Here is a 16107-nt window from a genome sequence, read left to right as displayed (position 1 = left end):
ACCGTCCGTTGTACGTAGCCGGGCCGTCCCGCACGCCCGCTAAGCCGTCAGTGCGCCGACTCGTCCAGCGCTCGGAGCACGTCCGCCACCAGGTCCTCGGGATCCTCGGCACCGACCGAGAAACGAATGAATCCCTCCGGTACGTCGTCCCCGCCCCAGCGTGCGCGTCGCTCGGCCGTGGAGCGCACCCCGCCGAAGCTGGTCGCGTCGTCAACGAGCCGCAGCGCGTCCAGGAAACGCTCGGCACGCGCGCGCGTGGGCAGCGTGAAGGAGACCACGCAGCCGTAGCGCCGCATCTGCCGCGAGGCGACCTTGTGCGAGGGGTCGTCGGGCAGCCCCGGGTACCGCAGCCCGCTCACCTCGGACCGCTCGCGCAGCGCCTCGGCGAGCACCAGAGCCGTCGCGTCCTGCCGCTCGACCCGCAGCTGGAGCGTGGCGATCGAACGGTGCGCGAGCCACGCCTCCATGGGCCCGGCGATCGCTCCGGCGATCTTCCGCCAACGCCGTACGGCGGCCATGGCCTCGGCGTCGCGGCCGGTGACGTATCCCAGGAGGACGTCGCCGTGCCCGGTGAGCTGCTTGGTGCCGCTGGCCACCGAGAAGTCGGCGCCGAGCTCCAGCGGCCGCTGCCCGAGCGGCGTGGCGAGGGTGTTGTCCACCGCGACCAGGGCACCCCTCGCGTGGGCCGCCTCGGCGAGCCGGCGGATGTCGCACACGTCGAGCCCCGGGTTGGACGGGGTCTCGATCCACAGCAGCTTCGCGCCGTCGAGGACGTCGAGCGCTGCGTCGCCCGCGGTCGGCGCGGTGCGCACCTCGATGCCGTACGCCTCCAGCTGGGCGCGTACCAGGGGCATCGCCTGGTAGCAGTCGTCGGGCACCACCGCGGTGTCTCCGGCGCGCAGCTGGGAGAAGAGCACCGACGAGATGGCGGCCATGCCGGAGGCGAAGACGAGCGTCTCGACGTCGTCCTGCCCGGGCGCCTCCAGCTCGCCGATGGCCCGCTCCAGCAGGGTCCAGGTCGGGTTGTCGTCGCGGCCGTAGCCGTACGGTCCCGTCACCTCGCCCGGCAGGTGGTAGTGGGCGGCGAACACCGGGCCGGGCAGCGTCGGCTCGTGCTTGACCGGCTCGGGCAGCCCGGCCCGCACCGCGCGCGTACCGTCACCGCTGCCGAAAGGCGCCGTATGCCCGTCCGCACCACTCATGCCGCCCGTCCCTCCAGGTCCTCGCGTATCGCGGCGAGGAGGCCCTCGCTCGCCGCCTCCACCATCTCAAGGCACTCCTCGAAGCCGTCCATGCCCCCGTAGTACGGGTCCGGAACGTCGAGGTCGTCGCCCGCGGCGGGGTCGTAGGAACGCAGCAGCCGGACCTTGTCCGCGTCCTCGGCGGTGGGGGCGAGGCGGCGCAGCGCCTTGAGGTGTCCTGCGTCGAGGGCGATGACGAGGTCGAGGCGGGAGAACCAGGACGGCTGGAACCGGCGGGCGGTGTGCTCGCCGTCGTAGCCGTTGTTCACAAGGACGGTGACGGTGCGCGGGTCGGCACCGTCACCCTCGTGCCAGCCGCCCGTACCGGCGCTGTCGGCCTCGACCAGACCGTCCAGCCCGGCCTCCGCCATGCGGGCGCGGAAGACCGACTCGGCCATCGGTGACCGGCAGATGTTCCCGGTGCACACGAAGCAGACGCGGTACGTCATGACTGGGTCAGTCCTCGTCGGGAAGGACGACGTGCAGCGCCCAGGCCACGATCGAGATGATCAGGCCGCCCAGGACGGCGGTCCAGAAGCCCTCGACGTGGAAACTCAGGTCGAGCTTGTCGGCGAGCCACGAGGTCAGCAGCAGCATGAGCGCGTTCACCACCAGGGTGAACAGGCCGAGCGTCAGGATGAACAGCGGGAAGGTCAGCAGCTTCACCACAGGCTTGACCAGGAAGTTCACCAGGCCGAAGACCAGGGCGACCAGGAGCAGCGTCCAGACCTTCTTGCCGGTGCTGTCACCGGTCAGAGTGATCTTGTCCAGCAGCCATACGGCGACCGCCAGGGCGCCCGCGTTGGCGATCGTCTTGACTACGAAATTCTTCATGTGTCTGATCGTGGCAGACGAGATCGGTTACGAGCAGTGCGACAAGAGCGGACGAGGGCGATGAAGGCATTCCGGCTGGACGAACTGGAGGCGGAGCGCGCCGCCAATGAGGGCGCCTACCTGCAGTTTCTACGGGAGCGGCACATGTCCGTCGGTCTGTACGCGCTCGACGCCGGCGAGCATGATCCACAGAAACCGCACAACCAGGACGAGGTCTACTTCGTTGTGAGCGGTCGCGCCGCGATCACCGTCGGCATGGAGACCACCCAGGTCGCGCGTGGCAGTGTCGTGTACGTGCCGGCCGGGGTGGCCCACAAGTTCCACCACATCAGCGAGGACCTCAGGGTGATGGTGGTCTTCTCTCCGCCCGAGAGCTGACCTGCGGTCTCAGGGTTCCCTAGGGGATCAGTCAGGGGCCGACAAGGGCTGCGAGGCCCCCGCCGGACCCCCTTCCCGCCCTAGCATCGAGTGCAGGACGTCAGAAGATCCGGCACTCGAAGTGCCGGACAGCGCACAGGTATCGGAGAGGTTGGGGCGATGCGAGAGATCTTCGCAGGACTGCCGTGGTGGATTAAGTGGGTCGCGGTGCCGGTCATCGCCCTGGTCGTGTTCGGCGGGCTGATAGCCAGCGTCGTCGGCTTCGTCATCACACTGCTGTTCAAGGTGCTCGTCTTCGTGGCCCTCGTCGGTGGACTGATCTACGTCGTACGGAAGTTCACGACGAGCTCCTCGTCGCGCGGCGACTGGTGAGCGCTCGGGGTGAGCGGGGTGACCGGGTGACCGGTCGGCGTGGGGCAACCGGCGGTCGGTAACAGGAATCACCGGTTCCCTCGCGCGGGGGAAGTTTCCCGGGCAGGCCGTCTGTGAGCGGTGACAGGCGGTTAGAGTCCGGAATTCGACGCGGGGACGACCCCCGTGAGCGGTACACCCCCCACCCCCTCCCGTGTTCCCTCCGCACGGGCTGCCCCCCTCGCGCTTCGGGAGTGCCCCTTGGCCACGGCCGACACCGCATCCGCGGATTCTTCCCCGCCCTTCGTCACGGGCCGGGCCGCCGTCCCGACCCCTCCCGTGCAGCGGCAGGCGACCTCGGCGGAGCGCCCGGGGACGGAACCCTCCGCACCACCGCACTCCGCCACCCTCATCGGATCGGTGCAGCGCGCCATGCGCCTGCTGGAGGCCGTCGCCGAGCACGAACACGGAGCGCCCGCCAAACAGCTGGCCCGCGAGACGGGCCTGGCGCTTCCCACGGCCTACCACCTGCTGCGCACTCTGGTCCACGAGGGCTATCTGCGCCGCGACAAGGGCCTGTTCTTCCTCGGTGAGGCCGCCGAGCGGCTGGGCAGCAGCGGAGCCCAGCAGAAACGTCGCAGCGCGGTCGCCGAGACACTGGCCCACTGGCGCGACGCCATCGGCGTCCCCGTGTACTACGCCATGTATCGCGACGGCGAGATCGAGGTCGTCTGCGTCTCCGACACCCCGGGCAATCCGGCTGTCGAGGAGTGGGCCGACTTCCGCGAGACCGGCCACGCACACGCCATCGGCCAGTGCCTGCTGGCCCAACTGGACGAATCCGCGCGCCGGGACCACCTCGACCGCTATCCCGTGCAGTCCATCACCCCGTACACGGTCCGCGACAGCCACAGCCTGCTCCGGCGGCTCGACCGCGTGCAGCGCATGGAGCCGGTGACCGAACGGCAGGAGTACGCGCTGGGCACGGTGTGCGCGGCGATTCCGATCACGGTGGGTAACACGGCCGCGACGATGGCCATCTCGCTGCCCGCACACCAGGCCGACCGTCTGCCTGCCGCGACGCAGCAGCTCCAGGCCGCGATGGGGCGACTTCTGGGCTCGCTCGCGATCTCTATCAGTATCTGAAAACTCACTCCTTGTGATCTGTCGTGCACGTTCAGCAATATTTCATCAGTGTCCAAGGGATCACTCCCGGCCAGTCGACGTCACACGACGGGGTAAGCGATGCGCGAGTCCGTTCAGGCAGAGGTCATGATGAGCTTTCTCGTCTCCGAGGAGCTCTCCTTCCGGATCCCGGTGGAGCTGCGCTACGAGACCTGCGATCCCTATGCCATCCGGCTGACCTTCCACTTGCCGGGTGACGCCCCGGTGACCTGGGCCTTCGGCCGTGAGCTGCTGATCGACGGGGTCGGGCGGCCGTGCGGGGAGGGCGATGTGCGGGTCTCGCCCGCCGACGCCGACATCCTGGGCGACGTCCTGATCCGGCTCCAGGTCGGCAGCGACCAGGCCCTGTTCCGCTCCTCCGCGGCCCCGTTGATCGCCTTCCTGGACCGTACGGACAAGCTGGTGCCGCTCGGTCAGGAGGGCGCCCTCGGCGACTTCGACGCCCACCTCGACGAGGCGCTGGACCGCATCCTGGCGGAGGAGCAGAGCGCGGGCTGAAGCCGTACCTCGACGACATTGGAGGAACGCTTCAGCAAGGAGGCATCCGGTGAGCGGGCCTCCTCACGCTCAGTGCTTGCGCCTACGTCCCTTGCCGCCACGGGCCGGAGCGGGAGCCGGTGCCGAACCGGCGGGAGCACCGACAGCCGTCGGTCCCGCCGCCCCCGCGGTCGGGGTACCGGTCGCCGTCCCCGGCCGGTCGGCGGAGACCACCAGGGCCGCCAGCGCCGTGGTGACCGGCACCGAGGCGACCAGGCCGATCGAACCCACCAGGGTGCGCACGATCTCCTCCGCGACCAACTCGCTGTTGGCGACCGTCCCGACACTGCTCTGGGCGATCGAGAAGAGCAGCAGCAGGGGCAGCGCGGCGCCCGCGTAGGCGAGGACGAGCGTGTTGACGACGGAGGCGATGTGGTCGCGGCCGATCCGGATGCCCGCCCGGTACAGCCCGCGCCAGCCCATCGACGGGTTGGCCTCGTGCAGCTCCCAGACCGCGGACGTCTGCGTGACCGTCACATCGTCCAGGACACCGAGCGAACCGATGATGACGCCGGCCAGCAGCAGACCGCTCATGTCGATCGACGGATACAGCCCGTGGATCAGCCCGGTGTTGTCGTCGGTGTTGCCGGTGAGCGCCGCCCAGCCGATGAACAGCGAGCCGAGGACGCCGATCAGGAGCAGGGAGATCAGTGTGCCCAGCACCGCCACGGATGTCCGGGCCGAGAGGCCGTGACACAGGTAGAGGGCGATCAGCATGATGGCGCTCGACCCGACCACCGCCACGACCAGCGGGTTCGAGCCCTGGAGGATCGCGGGCAGCACGAAGAAGTTGAGGATCAGGAAGCTGATGGCCAGCGCGACCAGTGCCATCAAACCGCGCAGCCGGCCCACCACCACGACAGCGACCGCGAAGATGCCGGCGAGCAGCGCCATCGGGAAGCGCCGGTTGACGTCGGTGACCGAGTACTGGAGGTCCTTCGGCGCGGAGGGCTCGTAGGCGACCACGACCTTCTCGCCCTCGTGCAACTGCCGCGACTGGTCCGGCTGGACGATCTCCGTGAACGTACGGCCCTTGTCGTCGCCGGTGTCGACCCGGATCGTGGCGCGCTTGCAGGTGCCGTTCGCCTGCTGCTGCGCCGACGAGCCCTCCGCGGTGGAGGTGTCACCGGTCGGAGTCCCGCCCGAGGCGTTCACCGACTTGCAGCTCAGGCTCTCGACCTTGGTGACCGTGGCCTGCTGGGTCTGCCGGTCGAAGCCGACCCCCGTGCGCTCGTGACCTGGCGCGCCGCCCGGCCAGAGCACCACGAGCCCGACCATCACCGCCGCGGCGAAGGGGATGAGGACGGCCCCGATGACCTTGCGCAGATGTTTGGAGACGGGCGCCGCCGGGCCATGACTGTGCGAGTGTCCGTGCCCGCCACCGGGTCCCTGCCCCTGCCCCCCACCGGGCCCGTGACCATGTCCGCCGCCGGGCCCCTGCCCGTGCCCGCCGCCTGGTTCGTGGCCCTGCCCACCACCGACGCCGGGCCCATGCCCGCCGCCGGGACCCGGCCCGTGCCCACTGCCGCCCGCCGGCCCGTGGCCGTGGTCATGGCCACGGCCATGACCGTCGCCGGGACCGCGGCCGTTTCCGGAGCCGGCCCCCTGGGGCGGCTCGGGTGGCGGGAAGGGGAACTGCTGTGTCGTGGTCACCGACCGATCATCGCAAGAACGACAGGGGCCCTCTGTTCACCGCGCCCGAATTGACGCTAGCGTGGAGGCACCTTTGTACACGCGGGAGCTCGGAGCACCGGGCTGAGAGGGCGCTGACCTCCGTCCCAGCGATGTTTCACGTGGAACGTCATCCGAAGAGAGTGACGTTCCCCACGAAACGTCGGCAGACGGAAACCGCTGCGTCGACCGCCGAACCTGTTACCGGGTAATGCCGGCGTAGGGAGTAGGTCTCATGACCATCAAGGACGCGCGCACGCCTGCCTCCGACCAGGACGAACAGCCCGCTCAGGGCGAACCGTCCCCGGAGGCCGGGAAGTCCATCGGCTGGCACAAGGCGTACGTCGAGGGCTCACGCCCCGATCTGCGGGTGCCGGTTCGTCAGGTGCACCTCACCAACGGGCAGTCGGTCACGCTCTACGACACCTCGGGCCCGTACACCGACCCGTTCACCGAAACCGATGTCCGTCGGGGACTGGCCCCGCTGCGGGAGAACTGGATCATCGCCCGAGGCGACACGGAGGAGTACGCGGGCCGTCCCGTCCGCCCCGAGGACGACGGCATCAAGCACACCTCGCCGCGCGGTGGCCTGCGCAACCTCGACGCGGTGTTCCCCGGACGGCCGCGCCAGCCGCGCCGGGGCCGGGACGGCGAGGCGGTCACACAACTGGCGTACGCGCGCCGGGGCGAGATCACACCGGAGATGGAGTACGTGGCCATCCGGGAGAACGTCTCTCCCGAGGTGGTCCGCGAGGAGATCGCCGCGGGCCGGGCCGTGCTGCCGGCCAACGTCAACCACCCCGAGATCGAGCCGATGATCATCGGCAAGCGCTTCCTGGTGAAGGTCAACGCCAACATCGGCAACTCCGCGGTGACGTCCTCCATCGAGGAGGAGGTCGAGAAGATGACCTGGGCGACCCGCTGGGGCGCCGACACGGTCATGGACCTGTCCACCGGCCGAAACATCCACACCACCCGCGAGTGGGTGCTGCGCAACTCCCCCGTCCCCATCGGCACGGTGCCGCTCTACCAGGCCCTGGAGAAGGTCGACGGCAAGGCCGAGGAGCTGACCTGGGAGATCTACAAGGACACCGTCGTCGAACAGGCCGAGCAGGGCGTGGACTACATGACGGTCCACGCGGGCGTGCGCCTGCCGTACGTGCCCCTGACGGCGAACCGCAAGACGGGGATCGTCTCGCGCGGCGGTTCGATCATGGCGGCCTGGTGCCTGGCGCACCACAAGGAGTCGTTCCTCTACGAGAACTTCGAGGAACTGTGCGAGATCCTCGCCGCCTACGACGTCACGTACTCGCTGGGCGACGGCCTCCGGCCGGGCTCGATCGCGGACGCCAACGACGAGGCGCAGTTCGCGGAGCTGCGCACGCTCGGGGAACTCAACCGGATCGCCAAGCGTTTCAACGTACAGACCATGATCGAGGGCCCGGGACATGTCCCGATGCACAAGATCAAGGAGAACATCGACCTTCAGCAGGAGATCTGCGATGAAGCTCCGTTCTATACGCTCGGCCCGCTGACGACGGACATCGCTCCGGCGTACGACCACATCACCTCCGGCATCGGCGCCGCGATGATCGCCTGGTGGGGCACGGCGATGCTCTGCTACGTCACGCCCAAGGAGCACCTGGGCCTGCCCAACCGGGACGACGTCAAGACCGGTGTCATCACCTACAAGATCGCCGCCCACGCGGCGGACCTCGCCAAGGGGCATCCCGGTGCGCAGGAGTGGGACGACGCGCTGTCCGACGCCCGCTTCGAGTTCCGGTGGGAGGACCAGTTCAACCTCGCCCTGGACCCGGACACGGCACGGGAGTTCCACGACGAGACCCTCCCCGCCGAGCCCGCCAAGACGGCTCACTTCTGCTCCATGTGCGGACCGAAGTTCTGCTCGATGAAGATCTCCCAGGACATCCGTCGCCGGCACGGCGGAGGTCAGGACGAGATCGAGGAGGGCATGGTCCAGAAGTCGAAGGAGTTCGCGGCGGCGGGCAACCGCGTGTACCTGCCGATCGCGGACTGAGGGATCGCGGACCGAGGACGGCATGACGAAGTCCCGGCCGCGGCCGGGACGTCTTCAATGCACCGGCGACGGCCGGTGTCCGGCCCGGTCTTCGGCTTGCGCTCCCCACCGTGGGGGCGCAAGCCGAGGAGCTGCCCGGGCTCGTGTTCCGGTGTGCTCCGGCCGGTCGGCTCCTCCGACTGGCCGGCTACTCCGGTTTGTGCTCCGGTCCTCCGAAGTCCGGGCTGGTGTAGTCCGGGCTCGAGAAGCTGGGGCGTGAGCCCGGGGCTCCGTCGTCCGGGCTGCTGAAACCGGGGCGGTCGTAGCCGAGGTGCGGCATGCGACTGGTCGGCGCAGGCGGTGCCGTACGGCGCAGTGCGGCGGTGCCGGGGTCGACCAGGGCCTCGCGCAGGAACGGCAGGATGCCGCGCTCCAGCAGGGCCTCGCGCCAGGCGTCCCGGGCCCGGGACACCTCCGCGCTCATCTCGCCGTAGGGACCGGCTTCGAGCGAGGGGCTGTTGCGCAGGGCGGTGAGGAGCAGACCGACGGCGGCGACGAGGATCGCGGCCGCGGTCATGGCGCCGAACACCCATCCGGTGGTGAGCATGGTCTGGGCGAAGGCCGGCTCGGGGGTGAGCATCTTCAGGATGTAGCCCACGAGCAGGAAGATCGCCGCTGCGGTTCCGGCCAGGACGGGAGCCAGGACCGCGACGACGGCGACGGCGCCCGCGCCGGCGGTCTCGGCGGCCTCTCCCATGGTGGTGGCGAGCCCCATCGCGCCCGTGCCCGGCTCCTCGGAGCCGGACTCGCGCGAGGACGACGGGGTGGACGGCGCCGGATGGCGCAGTTCCTCGCGGACCTTCACGTAGTGCTGGTACTCGGTCGCCGCGGCCGCCGTGATGAGTGCGGTGGCGTTGAGCGCCATGGTGCGCAGCTGTTCCGGGTTGAGCCGCTGGCCGACAGCGGCCAGTTCCGGGCGGTGTGGTGCGGAGCGCAGCGCCTCATCGAGGATCCGCTCGTATTCCTGGCGGTCCTCGCTCAGCAGGTGCTGCGGAACGCTGTTCATGTGCATCCCCCGATGCTCCGTAGGGCTTGGGGCTCGCACGCTGACGAGCCGTCGGGCAGAAACGGAGGGGAGCCTGCTACGGATAAGCCGATGGTAGAGCGACGACGGCACGCGGTGACAGGGGGTTTACCGAAAATGCCCTCTGGCCAGCGCCGTCGTCGGACGTTCCGCCACGGTGGAACGCCTGCCCTGTGAACGTTCAGATATCCAGGGGAAGTTGCTGGACCAGCAGCTTTCCGGCCATGGTCACTCCGCCGTCCATCCCGATGGCCAGCCCGTCGGCGTAGACGTGCGGTCCCTCGACCAGAGGACCGGCTGGATCCTCACCGTCCTCGGAGCCGACCTCGCCCAGCAGATACGGAATGGGGCTGTGGCCGTGAACGATGCGGGTGCCGCCGTACATGTCGAGCAGGGAGCGCACGGCGTCGGCGCCGCCCTCGTCGCGGAAGGAGAAGCGCTTGGTGAACTTGCGGAACAGGTCCCACACCTCGTCCGCGTCGTTGCGCGTGATCGTCTCGCGGACGGTGTCGTTGACCGCCTCGATCGAGTCGCCGTAGTCGAGGTAGGCGGTGGTGTCGGAGTGGACGAGCAGATGCCCGTCGACGGACTCCATGGCGTCCAGGCGGGCCATCCATTGCAGGTGGTGGTCCTGGAGGCGGTCCATGTCGGTCTTCTGGCCGCCGTTGAGCAGCCAGGCGGCCTGGAAGGTGGCGGTGCCCGCGCCGGAGTTGACGGGGGTGTCGCCGAACCGCTTGGCGCCGAGCAGCAGCAGTTCGTGGTTGCCCATGAGGGCCTTGCAGTAGCCGCCGGCCGCGGCGGCCTCGGCGGACAGCCGCATCACGAGGTCGATGACGCCGATGCCGTCCGGGCCGCGGTCGGTGAAGTCGCCGAGGAACCACAGCCGGGCGGTGCCCGCGGCCCAGTTGCCGGCGGCGTCGATCAGGCCCTTCTCCTGGAGCGCGGCCATCAGTTCGTCGATGTAGCCGTGCACGTCGCCGACGACGTACAGGGGGCCGGGAAGCGTGTCCGGCTGGGGAGCCGGGACGAGTGCGGGGTCGACGGCCGCCGTATCGAGGGTGTCACCGCGGTGGATGACCGGAAGGTCGCGCTCGGTGGGCGTGTACCCCTCCGGGTAGGCCTGCTCGTGCGGCGGGACGATGTCACCGGGGTGGGTGCTCTGGCCGTACGAACCGGTCTCGTGCACGTACGCGGGAACCCGGAAGTCGCGCAACGTCGCCGTACGCTCCGTCTCGGGTCCCTGACCGGCCCCCTGAGTCATCAGACCCCTCCACCATCACGCCGCATCTGCACCGCGTCGGACTGCCTGGTCGCAGCGGCCCGCGGTGTCGTGGGCCCATCATAGGAATGCGGATCGCGCCATGTGATGACCCAGGGGTGGTGAATCGGAGCAAGACTCCTGTTCATCGTGGCATTCGCCCCGATTGGGCAGGGCTTCGTCCGTCGCCCGATCACCCTTGCCCCGCCCCGCTGAACGCGCTTTCCGTTCGCCGACCGTCCGACTCTACTTCTCCTCGGGCGACCGAGGTGGGCTGACCGTCGTGCGCGGTGGACGTCGCTGGGACGAGGTACGCACGATCAGCTCCGTCGGTATCACCTGCTCGACCGGCCGGTCCGATTCGACCCCCTCGATGGCGTCGATGAGGAGCTGGACCACCGCGGTGCCGATGCGGCGCGGCTTCAGGGAGAGGGTGGTGATGGGCGGCTCGGTGCTGGCGTACACGGTGGATTCGCTGCAACAGACCAGAAGCAGGTCGTCCGGTACGCGCAGTCCGTAGCGCCGGGCGGCGGCGAGCAGGTCGGTGCCGTTCGGGTCGAACAGGCCGTAGACCGCGTCCGGCCGGTCGGGCCGGGCGAGCAGCCGGTCGGCGGCGACGGCGCCCGCGCACGGATCGTGCGCCGGGTAGGCCTCGTAGACCGGATCCTGGCCCACGCGCTCGCACCAGCGCAGATATGCGGTGGTCGAGAGGTGGGTGTAGGTGTCCGTGGTGGTTCCGGTGAGCAGACCGATGCGGCGGGCGCCGGCGTCGGCCAGGTGGTCGAGGATGCCGAGGACGGCGGCCTCGTGGTCGTTGTCGACCCAGGCGGTGACCGGCAGTGTGCCGGCCGGGCGGCCGTCGGAGACGACCGGTAAGCCCTGCCGGACCAGTTCACTGACGACCGGGTCCTGGTCGGACGGGTCGATGACGACCGTGCCGTCGAGGGCGACGTTCGACCAGACGTCGTGGCGCGAGGTCGCGGGGAGGATGACGAGGGCGTAGCCGCGGGCGAGCGCGGCGGAGGTGGCGGCTCGCGCCATCTCGGCGAAGTAGGCGAATTCGGTGAAGGTGAAAGGTTCATCCCCGTACGTCGTCACGGTCAGACCGATCAGTCCGGACTTGCCGGTACGGAGGGTTCGGGCGGCGGCCGACGGGCGATAGCCCAGCCGGTCGGCGACCTCGCGGACATGGCGTCGGGTGGCGTCCGGGAGCCGGCCCTTGCCGTTGAGGGCATCGGAGACGGTCGTGATGGAGACTCCGGCGGCGGCGGCCACGTCTCTGATTCCTGCCCGCCCCGGCCGGCTGCCTCGACGTGAGGTTTCCGCGCGGCTCACCTGGTGCTTCCCTGCTGCTGTCATGGCGAGCCGATAGTAGGGCTCATGCGGTGGGGTAGGGCGGACGCATATGCACGCGTTGACAGGCACGTTTCTGCAAGGTCACGGGGTGTCAATTTCCTTGGAAAGTTAGGCAGTTGGATGATCAGACACCAGGACGTGACTTGTCGGTGCGCACCGGCCTGCCAAGTCGCGGATGTCTCGAAGAGGTCTCAACTCACCTTCACGAGGGATGCGCGCCACGGCGTGAGCCACCGGCGCGTAGATATATGTGGCCGCGCCCCCCGATTCGTCGGGCTTCGTACGGCGATGCCCCTGATGCGGGTGTGACGGAAGGGGTGTGTGCTCGACGCGTTCCCGCTCGTTCCCGCCGGTACGCACCGGGGCCGAATCCTCATAAGGTGAGGAGTATTGGAATCCGGTGGTGGTCACGAGGAGGACTGCGGTGAGCGAGACGAGCCCCAAGCTGCGCGCCGAGCTGGAGGGTATCCCCACCTACAAGCCGGGCAGGCCCGCCGCGGCAGGTGGCCCCGTGGCCTACAAGCTGTCCTCCAACGAGAACCCGTATCCGCCCCTGCCCGGCGTGATGGAGAGCGTGACGGCGGCCGTCTCCTCGTTCAACCGCTACCCGGACATGGCGTGCACGGGCCTGATGAACGAGCTGTCCGAGCGCTTCGGTGTGCCGCTCACCCATCTGGCCACCGGCACCGGCTCGGTTGGTGTCGCCCAGCAGTTGGTGCAGTCGACGGCCGGCCCCGGCGACGAGGTGATCTACGCCTGGCGGTCCTTCGAGGCGTACCCGATCATCACGCGCGTCAGCGGTGCCACGGCGGTGCAGGTACCGCTGACCTCGGGCGATGTGCACGACCTCGATGCGATGGCCGACGCGATCACCGAGCGGACCCGGCTGATCTTCGTCTGCAACCCCAACAACCCGACGGGCACGGTCGTGCGGCGGGCCGAGCTGGAACGGTTCCTCGACCGGGTGCCCGCCGATGTGCTGGTGGTGCTGGACGAGGCGTACCGCGAGTTCATTCGCGACGCCGAGGTGCCGGACGGCGTGACGCTGTACCGGGACCGGCCCAACGTCTGTGTGCTGCGCACCTTCTCCAAGGCGTATGGCCTGGCCGGGCTGCGGGTCGGCTTCGCGATCGCCCACGAGCCGGTGGCGGCGGCACTGCGCAAGACGGCCGTGCCCTTCGGTGTGAGCCAACTCGCACAGGAGGCGGCCATCGCCTCGCTGCGCGCCGAGGACGAACTGCTCGGCCGTGTCGGCTCGCTGGTCTGTGAGCGCATCCGGGTGGTCGACGGGCTGCGCGCCCAGGGCTGGACGGTGCCGGAGACCCAGGCCAACTTCGTGTGGCTGCGGTTGGGGGAGCGCACAGTGGACTTCGCGGCGGCGTGCGAGCAGGCCGGTGTGGTGATCCGCCCGTTCCCGGGTGAGGGCGTGCGCGTCACGGTCGGCGAGTGTGAGGCTAACGACATCTTCCTGAAGGCGGCCGAGGGCTTCCGTAAGGAGCTGTAGCGCCTTCGGCCCTGTTTTAGCAGGTCAGAGGCGTTTCAGGGGGCTCCCGAAGAGAAGCGGGGGCCCCCTTCGCATGTCGAACCCCCGTGCGTCATAATTGCTTGTGAATGTGAACGCTTTCACAAGCGGCTGAGTAAGGAGCGGTGACGTGGACCTGGCTTTGGCGCCGGAGACCCTGGCGCGCTGGCAGTTCGGCATCACGACCGTCTACCACTTTCTCTTCGTTCCCCTGACGATCTCGCTGGCGGCTCTCACGGCCGGCCTCCAGACCGCATGGGTGCGCACGGAGAAGGAGAAGTACCTCAGGGCCACCAAGTTCTGGGGCAAGCTCTTCCTGATCAACATCGCGATGGGAGTGGTCACCGGCATCGTGCAGGAGTTCCAGTTCGGCATGAACTGGTCCGACTACTCGCGCTTCGTCGGCGACGTGTTCGGTGCCCCGCTCGCGTTCGAGGCCCTGATCGCCTTCTTCTTCGAGTCCACCTTCATCGGGCTGTGGATCTTCGGCTGGGACAAGCTGCCCAAGAAGATCCATCTGGCCTGCATCTGGATGGTCTCGATCGGCACGATCCTGTCGGCGTACTTCATCCTCGCGGCCAACTCGTGGATGCAGCACCCCGTCGGCTACCGGATCAACGAGGCGAAGGGGCGGGCCGAACTCACCGACTTCTGGCTGGTACTGACCCAGAACACCGCGCTGGCCCAGGCCTTCCACACCCTCTCCGCCGCGTTCCTCACCGGCGGCGCCTTCATGGTCGGCGTCTCCGCGTTCCACCTGCTGCGCAAGAAGCACATCAGTGACATGAAGACCTCGCTGCGGCTCGGTCTGGTCACCGTCGTCATCGGCGGCATGCTCACCGCGATCAGCGGTGACACCCTCGGCAAGATCATGTACCAGCAGCAGCCGATGAAGATGGCCGCCGCCGAGGCACTGTGGGACGGCGAGAAGCCGGCGCCCTTCTCGATCTTCGCCGTCGGTGACGTCGACAAGGGCCACAACAAGGTCGCCATCGAGATCCCGGGCCTGCTGTCCTTCCTCGCCAAGGACGACTTCACCTCGTACGTCCCCGGCATCAACGACGTCAACAAGGCCGAGCAGGAGAAGTTCGGGCCCGGCGACTACCGGCCCAACATCCCCGTCGCCTACTGGGGCTTCCGCTGGATGATCGGCTTCGGCATGACGTCCTTCGCGATCGGCATGCTCGGACTCTGGCTGACCCGTAAGAAGTTCCTGCTCCCGCAGCAGCTGCGGGTCGGCGACGACGAGGTGCCGCATCTGGTGCTGCTTCCCAGGGCCAAGAAGGCCCTCGGTCCGAAGCTGACCAAGTGGTACTGGCGCATCGCCGTCCTGACCATGGGCTTCCCGCTGATCGCCAACTCCTGGGGCTGGATCTTCACCGAGATGGGCCGCCAGCCCTGGGTCGTCTACGGCGTCCTCCAGACCCGCGACGCGGTCTCCCCCGGTGTCTCCCAGGGCGAGATCATCACCTCGATGATCGTCTTCACCAGCCTGTACGCCATCCTCGCCGTCATCGAGGTCAAGCTGCTGGCGAAGTACATCAAGGCGGGCCCGCCCGAGCTCACCGAGGCCGACCTCAACCCGCCCACGAAGATCGGCGGCGACCTCCGTGACGCCGACAAGCCGATGGCCTTCTCGTACTAGGCCGAGGGAGATCGAGTCATGGAACTTCACGACGTCTGGTTCGTACTCATCGCGGTCCTGTGGACCGGCTACTTCTTCCTGGAGGGCTTCGACTTCGGAGTCGGCGTCCTGACCAAGCTGCTGGCCCGCAACCGGCCCGAGAAGCGGGTGCTGATCAACACCATCGGTCCCGTCTGGGACGGCAACGAGGTCTGGCTCCTCTCGGCCGGCGGTGCGACCTTCGCCGCCTTCCCCGAGTGGTACGCCACCCTCTTCTCGGGGTTCTATCTGCCCCTGCTGCTCATTCTGGTCTGTCTGATCGTCCGGGGTGTCGCCTTCGAGTACCGGGTGAAGCGGCCCGAGGACAAGTGGCAGCGCAACTGGGAGAACGCGATCTTCTGGACCTCGCTGATCCCGGCGTTCATGTGGGGTGTGGCCTTCGGCAACATCGTGCACGGCGTGAAGATCGACAAGAACTTCGAGTACGTCGGTACGGTCGGGGACCTGCTCAACCCGTACGCGCTCCTCGGCGGACTGGTGACGCTGACGCTGTTCACCTTCCACGGCACGGTGTTCACGGCGCTCAAGACCGTGGGGGAGATCCGGGAGCGGGCGCGGAAGCTGGCGCTGGGCGTCGGTCTCGCCGCGGCCGTGCTGGCGTCGCTCTTCCTGCTGTGGACCCAGGTGGACAGCGGTGACGGCAAGAGCCTGGTCGCGCTCGTCGTGGCGGTAGCCTCGCTGGTCGCGGCGCTCATCGCCAACCAGGCCGGGCGTGAGGGCTGGTCGTTCGCCCTGTCCGGCCTCACCATCGTGGCCGCCGTGGCGATGCTCTTCCTGACGCTCTTCCCGAACGTCATGCCGTCCTCGCTCAACGCGGACTGGAGCCTCACGGTCAGCAACGCCTCGTCGAGCCCCTACACCCTGAAGATCATGACCTGGTGCGCGGTGATCGCCACGCCGATCGTCATGCTCTACCAGGGTTGGACCTACTGGGTCTTCCGCAAGCGGATCGGCACACAGCACCTCGCCGCCGACGCCGCGCACTGAGT

General features: G+C 68.8%; 15 protein-coding genes. 8 read left to right on the top strand and 7 right to left on the bottom strand.

Features of this window, described 5'->3' with window-relative positions; translation table 11 throughout:
* Window positions 1–47: 47 nt before the first annotated feature.
* The 3 genes from SLINC_RS22455 to SLINC_RS22445 are packed head-to-tail and all read right to left on the bottom strand — an operon-like array spanning window position 48 to window position 2075.
* Entirely contained in the window at window positions 48–1202 is a 1155-nt protein-coding gene (locus SLINC_RS22455) for a cystathionine gamma-lyase (protein ID WP_067436035.1), read from the bottom strand.
* Window positions 1199–1690: a low molecular weight protein-tyrosine-phosphatase gene (locus tag SLINC_RS22450; protein WP_067436033.1), complete on the bottom strand. Its 492-nt coding sequence runs from the start codon at window positions 1688–1690 to the stop codon at window positions 1199–1201. The genes SLINC_RS22455 and SLINC_RS22450 overlap by 4 nt, the downstream gene beginning before the upstream one ends.
* 7 nt (window positions 1691–1697) lie before the next feature.
* Complete coding sequence (locus tag SLINC_RS22445) at window positions 1698–2075, bottom strand: phage holin family protein (protein WP_067436031.1); 378 nt, start codon at window positions 2073–2075, stop codon at window positions 1698–1700.
* 60 nt (window positions 2076–2135) lie between these two features.
* On the opposite strand from SLINC_RS22445, the gene SLINC_RS22440 reads away from it, so the two are divergent.
* From SLINC_RS22440 to SLINC_RS22425, 4 genes are all read left to right on the top strand, one after another.
* Window positions 2136–2453: a cupin domain-containing protein gene (locus SLINC_RS22440; protein WP_067436029.1), complete on the top strand. Its 318-nt coding sequence runs from the start codon at window positions 2136–2138 to the stop codon at window positions 2451–2453.
* 159 nt (window positions 2454–2612) lie between these two features.
* Window positions 2613–2825, top strand: a complete 213-nt coding sequence (locus SLINC_RS22435; protein ID WP_067436024.1) for a DUF5326 family protein — start codon at window positions 2613–2615, stop codon at window positions 2823–2825.
* Between the two features lie 240 nt (window positions 2826–3065).
* Window positions 3066–3950: an IclR family transcriptional regulator gene (locus SLINC_RS22430; RefSeq protein WP_375141492.1), complete on the top strand. Its 885-nt coding sequence runs from the start codon at window positions 3066–3068 to the stop codon at window positions 3948–3950.
* 99 nt (window positions 3951–4049) lie between these two features.
* Window positions 4050–4487, top strand: a complete 438-nt coding sequence (locus SLINC_RS22425) for an SsgA family sporulation/cell division regulator (RefSeq protein ID WP_067436021.1) — start codon at window positions 4050–4052, stop codon at window positions 4485–4487.
* Window positions 4488–4556: 69 nt separating this feature from the next.
* On the opposite strand, the gene SLINC_RS22420 is transcribed toward SLINC_RS22425, so the two are convergent.
* The gene (locus tag SLINC_RS22420) at window positions 4557–6179 is read right to left on the bottom strand and encodes a YibE/F family protein (protein ID WP_079164661.1); all 1623 of its coding nucleotides are present in this window, start codon (window positions 6177–6179) and stop codon (window positions 4557–4559) included.
* Between the two features lie 253 nt (window positions 6180–6432).
* Between SLINC_RS22420 and thiC the strand changes: the two genes are divergently transcribed.
* Window positions 6433–8235: a phosphomethylpyrimidine synthase ThiC gene (gene thiC / locus SLINC_RS22410; protein WP_067436015.1), complete on the top strand. Its 1803-nt coding sequence runs from the start codon at window positions 6433–6435 to the stop codon at window positions 8233–8235.
* Window positions 8236–8422: 187 nt separating this feature from the next.
* Here the strand turns inward: thiC and SLINC_RS22405 are convergent, their stop codons facing one another.
* The 3 genes from SLINC_RS22405 to SLINC_RS22395 all read right to left on the bottom strand — a co-directional run bounded on the left by SLINC_RS22405 (window position 8423) and on the right by SLINC_RS22395 (window position 11915).
* Entirely contained in the window at window positions 8423–9286 is an 864-nt protein-coding gene (locus tag SLINC_RS22405) for a hypothetical protein (RefSeq protein WP_067436012.1), read from the bottom strand.
* Window positions 9287–9479: 193 nt separating this feature from the next.
* Entirely contained in the window at window positions 9480–10559 is a 1080-nt protein-coding gene (locus SLINC_RS22400; protein WP_067436010.1) for a metallophosphoesterase, read from the bottom strand.
* 243 nt (window positions 10560–10802) lie between these two features.
* Window positions 10803–11915, bottom strand: a complete 1113-nt coding sequence (locus tag SLINC_RS22395) for a LacI family DNA-binding transcriptional regulator (RefSeq protein ID WP_079164660.1) — start codon at window positions 11913–11915, stop codon at window positions 10803–10805.
* 421 nt (window positions 11916–12336) lie between these two features.
* Between SLINC_RS22395 and hisC the strand changes: the two genes are divergently transcribed.
* The 3 genes from hisC (at window position 12337) to cydB (ending at window position 16105) form a co-directional block, all read left to right on the top strand.
* Window positions 12337–13416 carry a histidinol-phosphate transaminase gene (hisC, locus tag SLINC_RS22390; RefSeq protein WP_067436004.1) on the top strand — a complete coding sequence of 360 codons (1080 nt, stop codon included), beginning with the start codon at window positions 12337–12339 and terminating at the stop codon, window positions 13414–13416.
* Between the two features lie 148 nt (window positions 13417–13564).
* Window positions 13565–15079, top strand: coding sequence for a cytochrome ubiquinol oxidase subunit I (locus tag SLINC_RS22385; protein WP_067436001.1), 1515 nt, complete (start codon window positions 13565–13567; stop codon window positions 15077–15079).
* An 18-nt stretch (window positions 15080–15097) separates the two neighbouring features.
* Window positions 15098–16105, top strand: coding sequence for a cytochrome d ubiquinol oxidase subunit II (gene cydB / locus SLINC_RS22380; RefSeq protein ID WP_067435997.1), 1008 nt, complete (start codon window positions 15098–15100; stop codon window positions 16103–16105).
* Window positions 16106–16107: the final 2 nt, after the last annotated feature.

The organism is Streptomyces lincolnensis (genome assembly GCF_001685355.1).
GTDB classification, from domain to species: Bacteria; Actinomycetota; Actinomycetes; order Streptomycetales; family Streptomycetaceae; genus Streptomyces; species Streptomyces lincolnensis.
Note: the sequence above shows the minus strand (reverse complement) of the source record. Positions and strands in the feature narration are given on the sequence as shown.

Excerpts from the sequence above, each read along its gene's own strand:
- SLINC_RS22455 (WP_067436035.1), bottom strand. The coding sequence starts at position 1,202 with ATGAGTGGTGCGGACGGGCATACGGCGCCTTTCGGCAGCGGTGACGGT.
- SLINC_RS22450 (WP_067436033.1), bottom strand. The coding sequence starts at position 1,690 with ATGACGTACCGCGTCTGCTTCGTGTGCACCGGGAACATCTGCCGGTCA.
- SLINC_RS22445 (WP_067436031.1), bottom strand. The coding sequence starts at position 2,075 with ATGAAGAATTTCGTAGTCAAGACGATCGCCAACGCGGGCGCCCTGGCG.
- SLINC_RS22440 (WP_067436029.1), top strand. The coding sequence starts at position 2,136 with ATGAAGGCATTCCGGCTGGACGAACTGGAGGCGGAGCGCGCCGCCAAT.
- SLINC_RS22435 (WP_067436024.1), top strand. The coding sequence starts at position 2,613 with ATGCGAGAGATCTTCGCAGGACTGCCGTGGTGGATTAAGTGGGTCGCG.
- SLINC_RS22425 (WP_067436021.1), top strand. The coding sequence starts at position 4,050 with ATGCGCGAGTCCGTTCAGGCAGAGGTCATGATGAGCTTTCTCGTCTCC.
- thiC (WP_067436015.1), top strand. The coding sequence starts at position 6,433 with ATGACCATCAAGGACGCGCGCACGCCTGCCTCCGACCAGGACGAACAG.
- SLINC_RS22405 (WP_067436012.1), bottom strand. The coding sequence starts at position 9,286 with ATGCACATGAACAGCGTTCCGCAGCACCTGCTGAGCGAGGACCGCCAG.
- SLINC_RS22400 (WP_067436010.1), bottom strand. The coding sequence starts at position 10,559 with ATGACTCAGGGGGCCGGTCAGGGACCCGAGACGGAGCGTACGGCGACG.
- SLINC_RS22395 (WP_079164660.1), bottom strand. The coding sequence starts at position 11,915 with ATGACAGCAGCAGGGAAGCACCAGGTGAGCCGCGCGGAAACCTCACGT.
- cydB (WP_067435997.1), top strand. The coding sequence starts at position 15,098 with ATGGAACTTCACGACGTCTGGTTCGTACTCATCGCGGTCCTGTGGACC.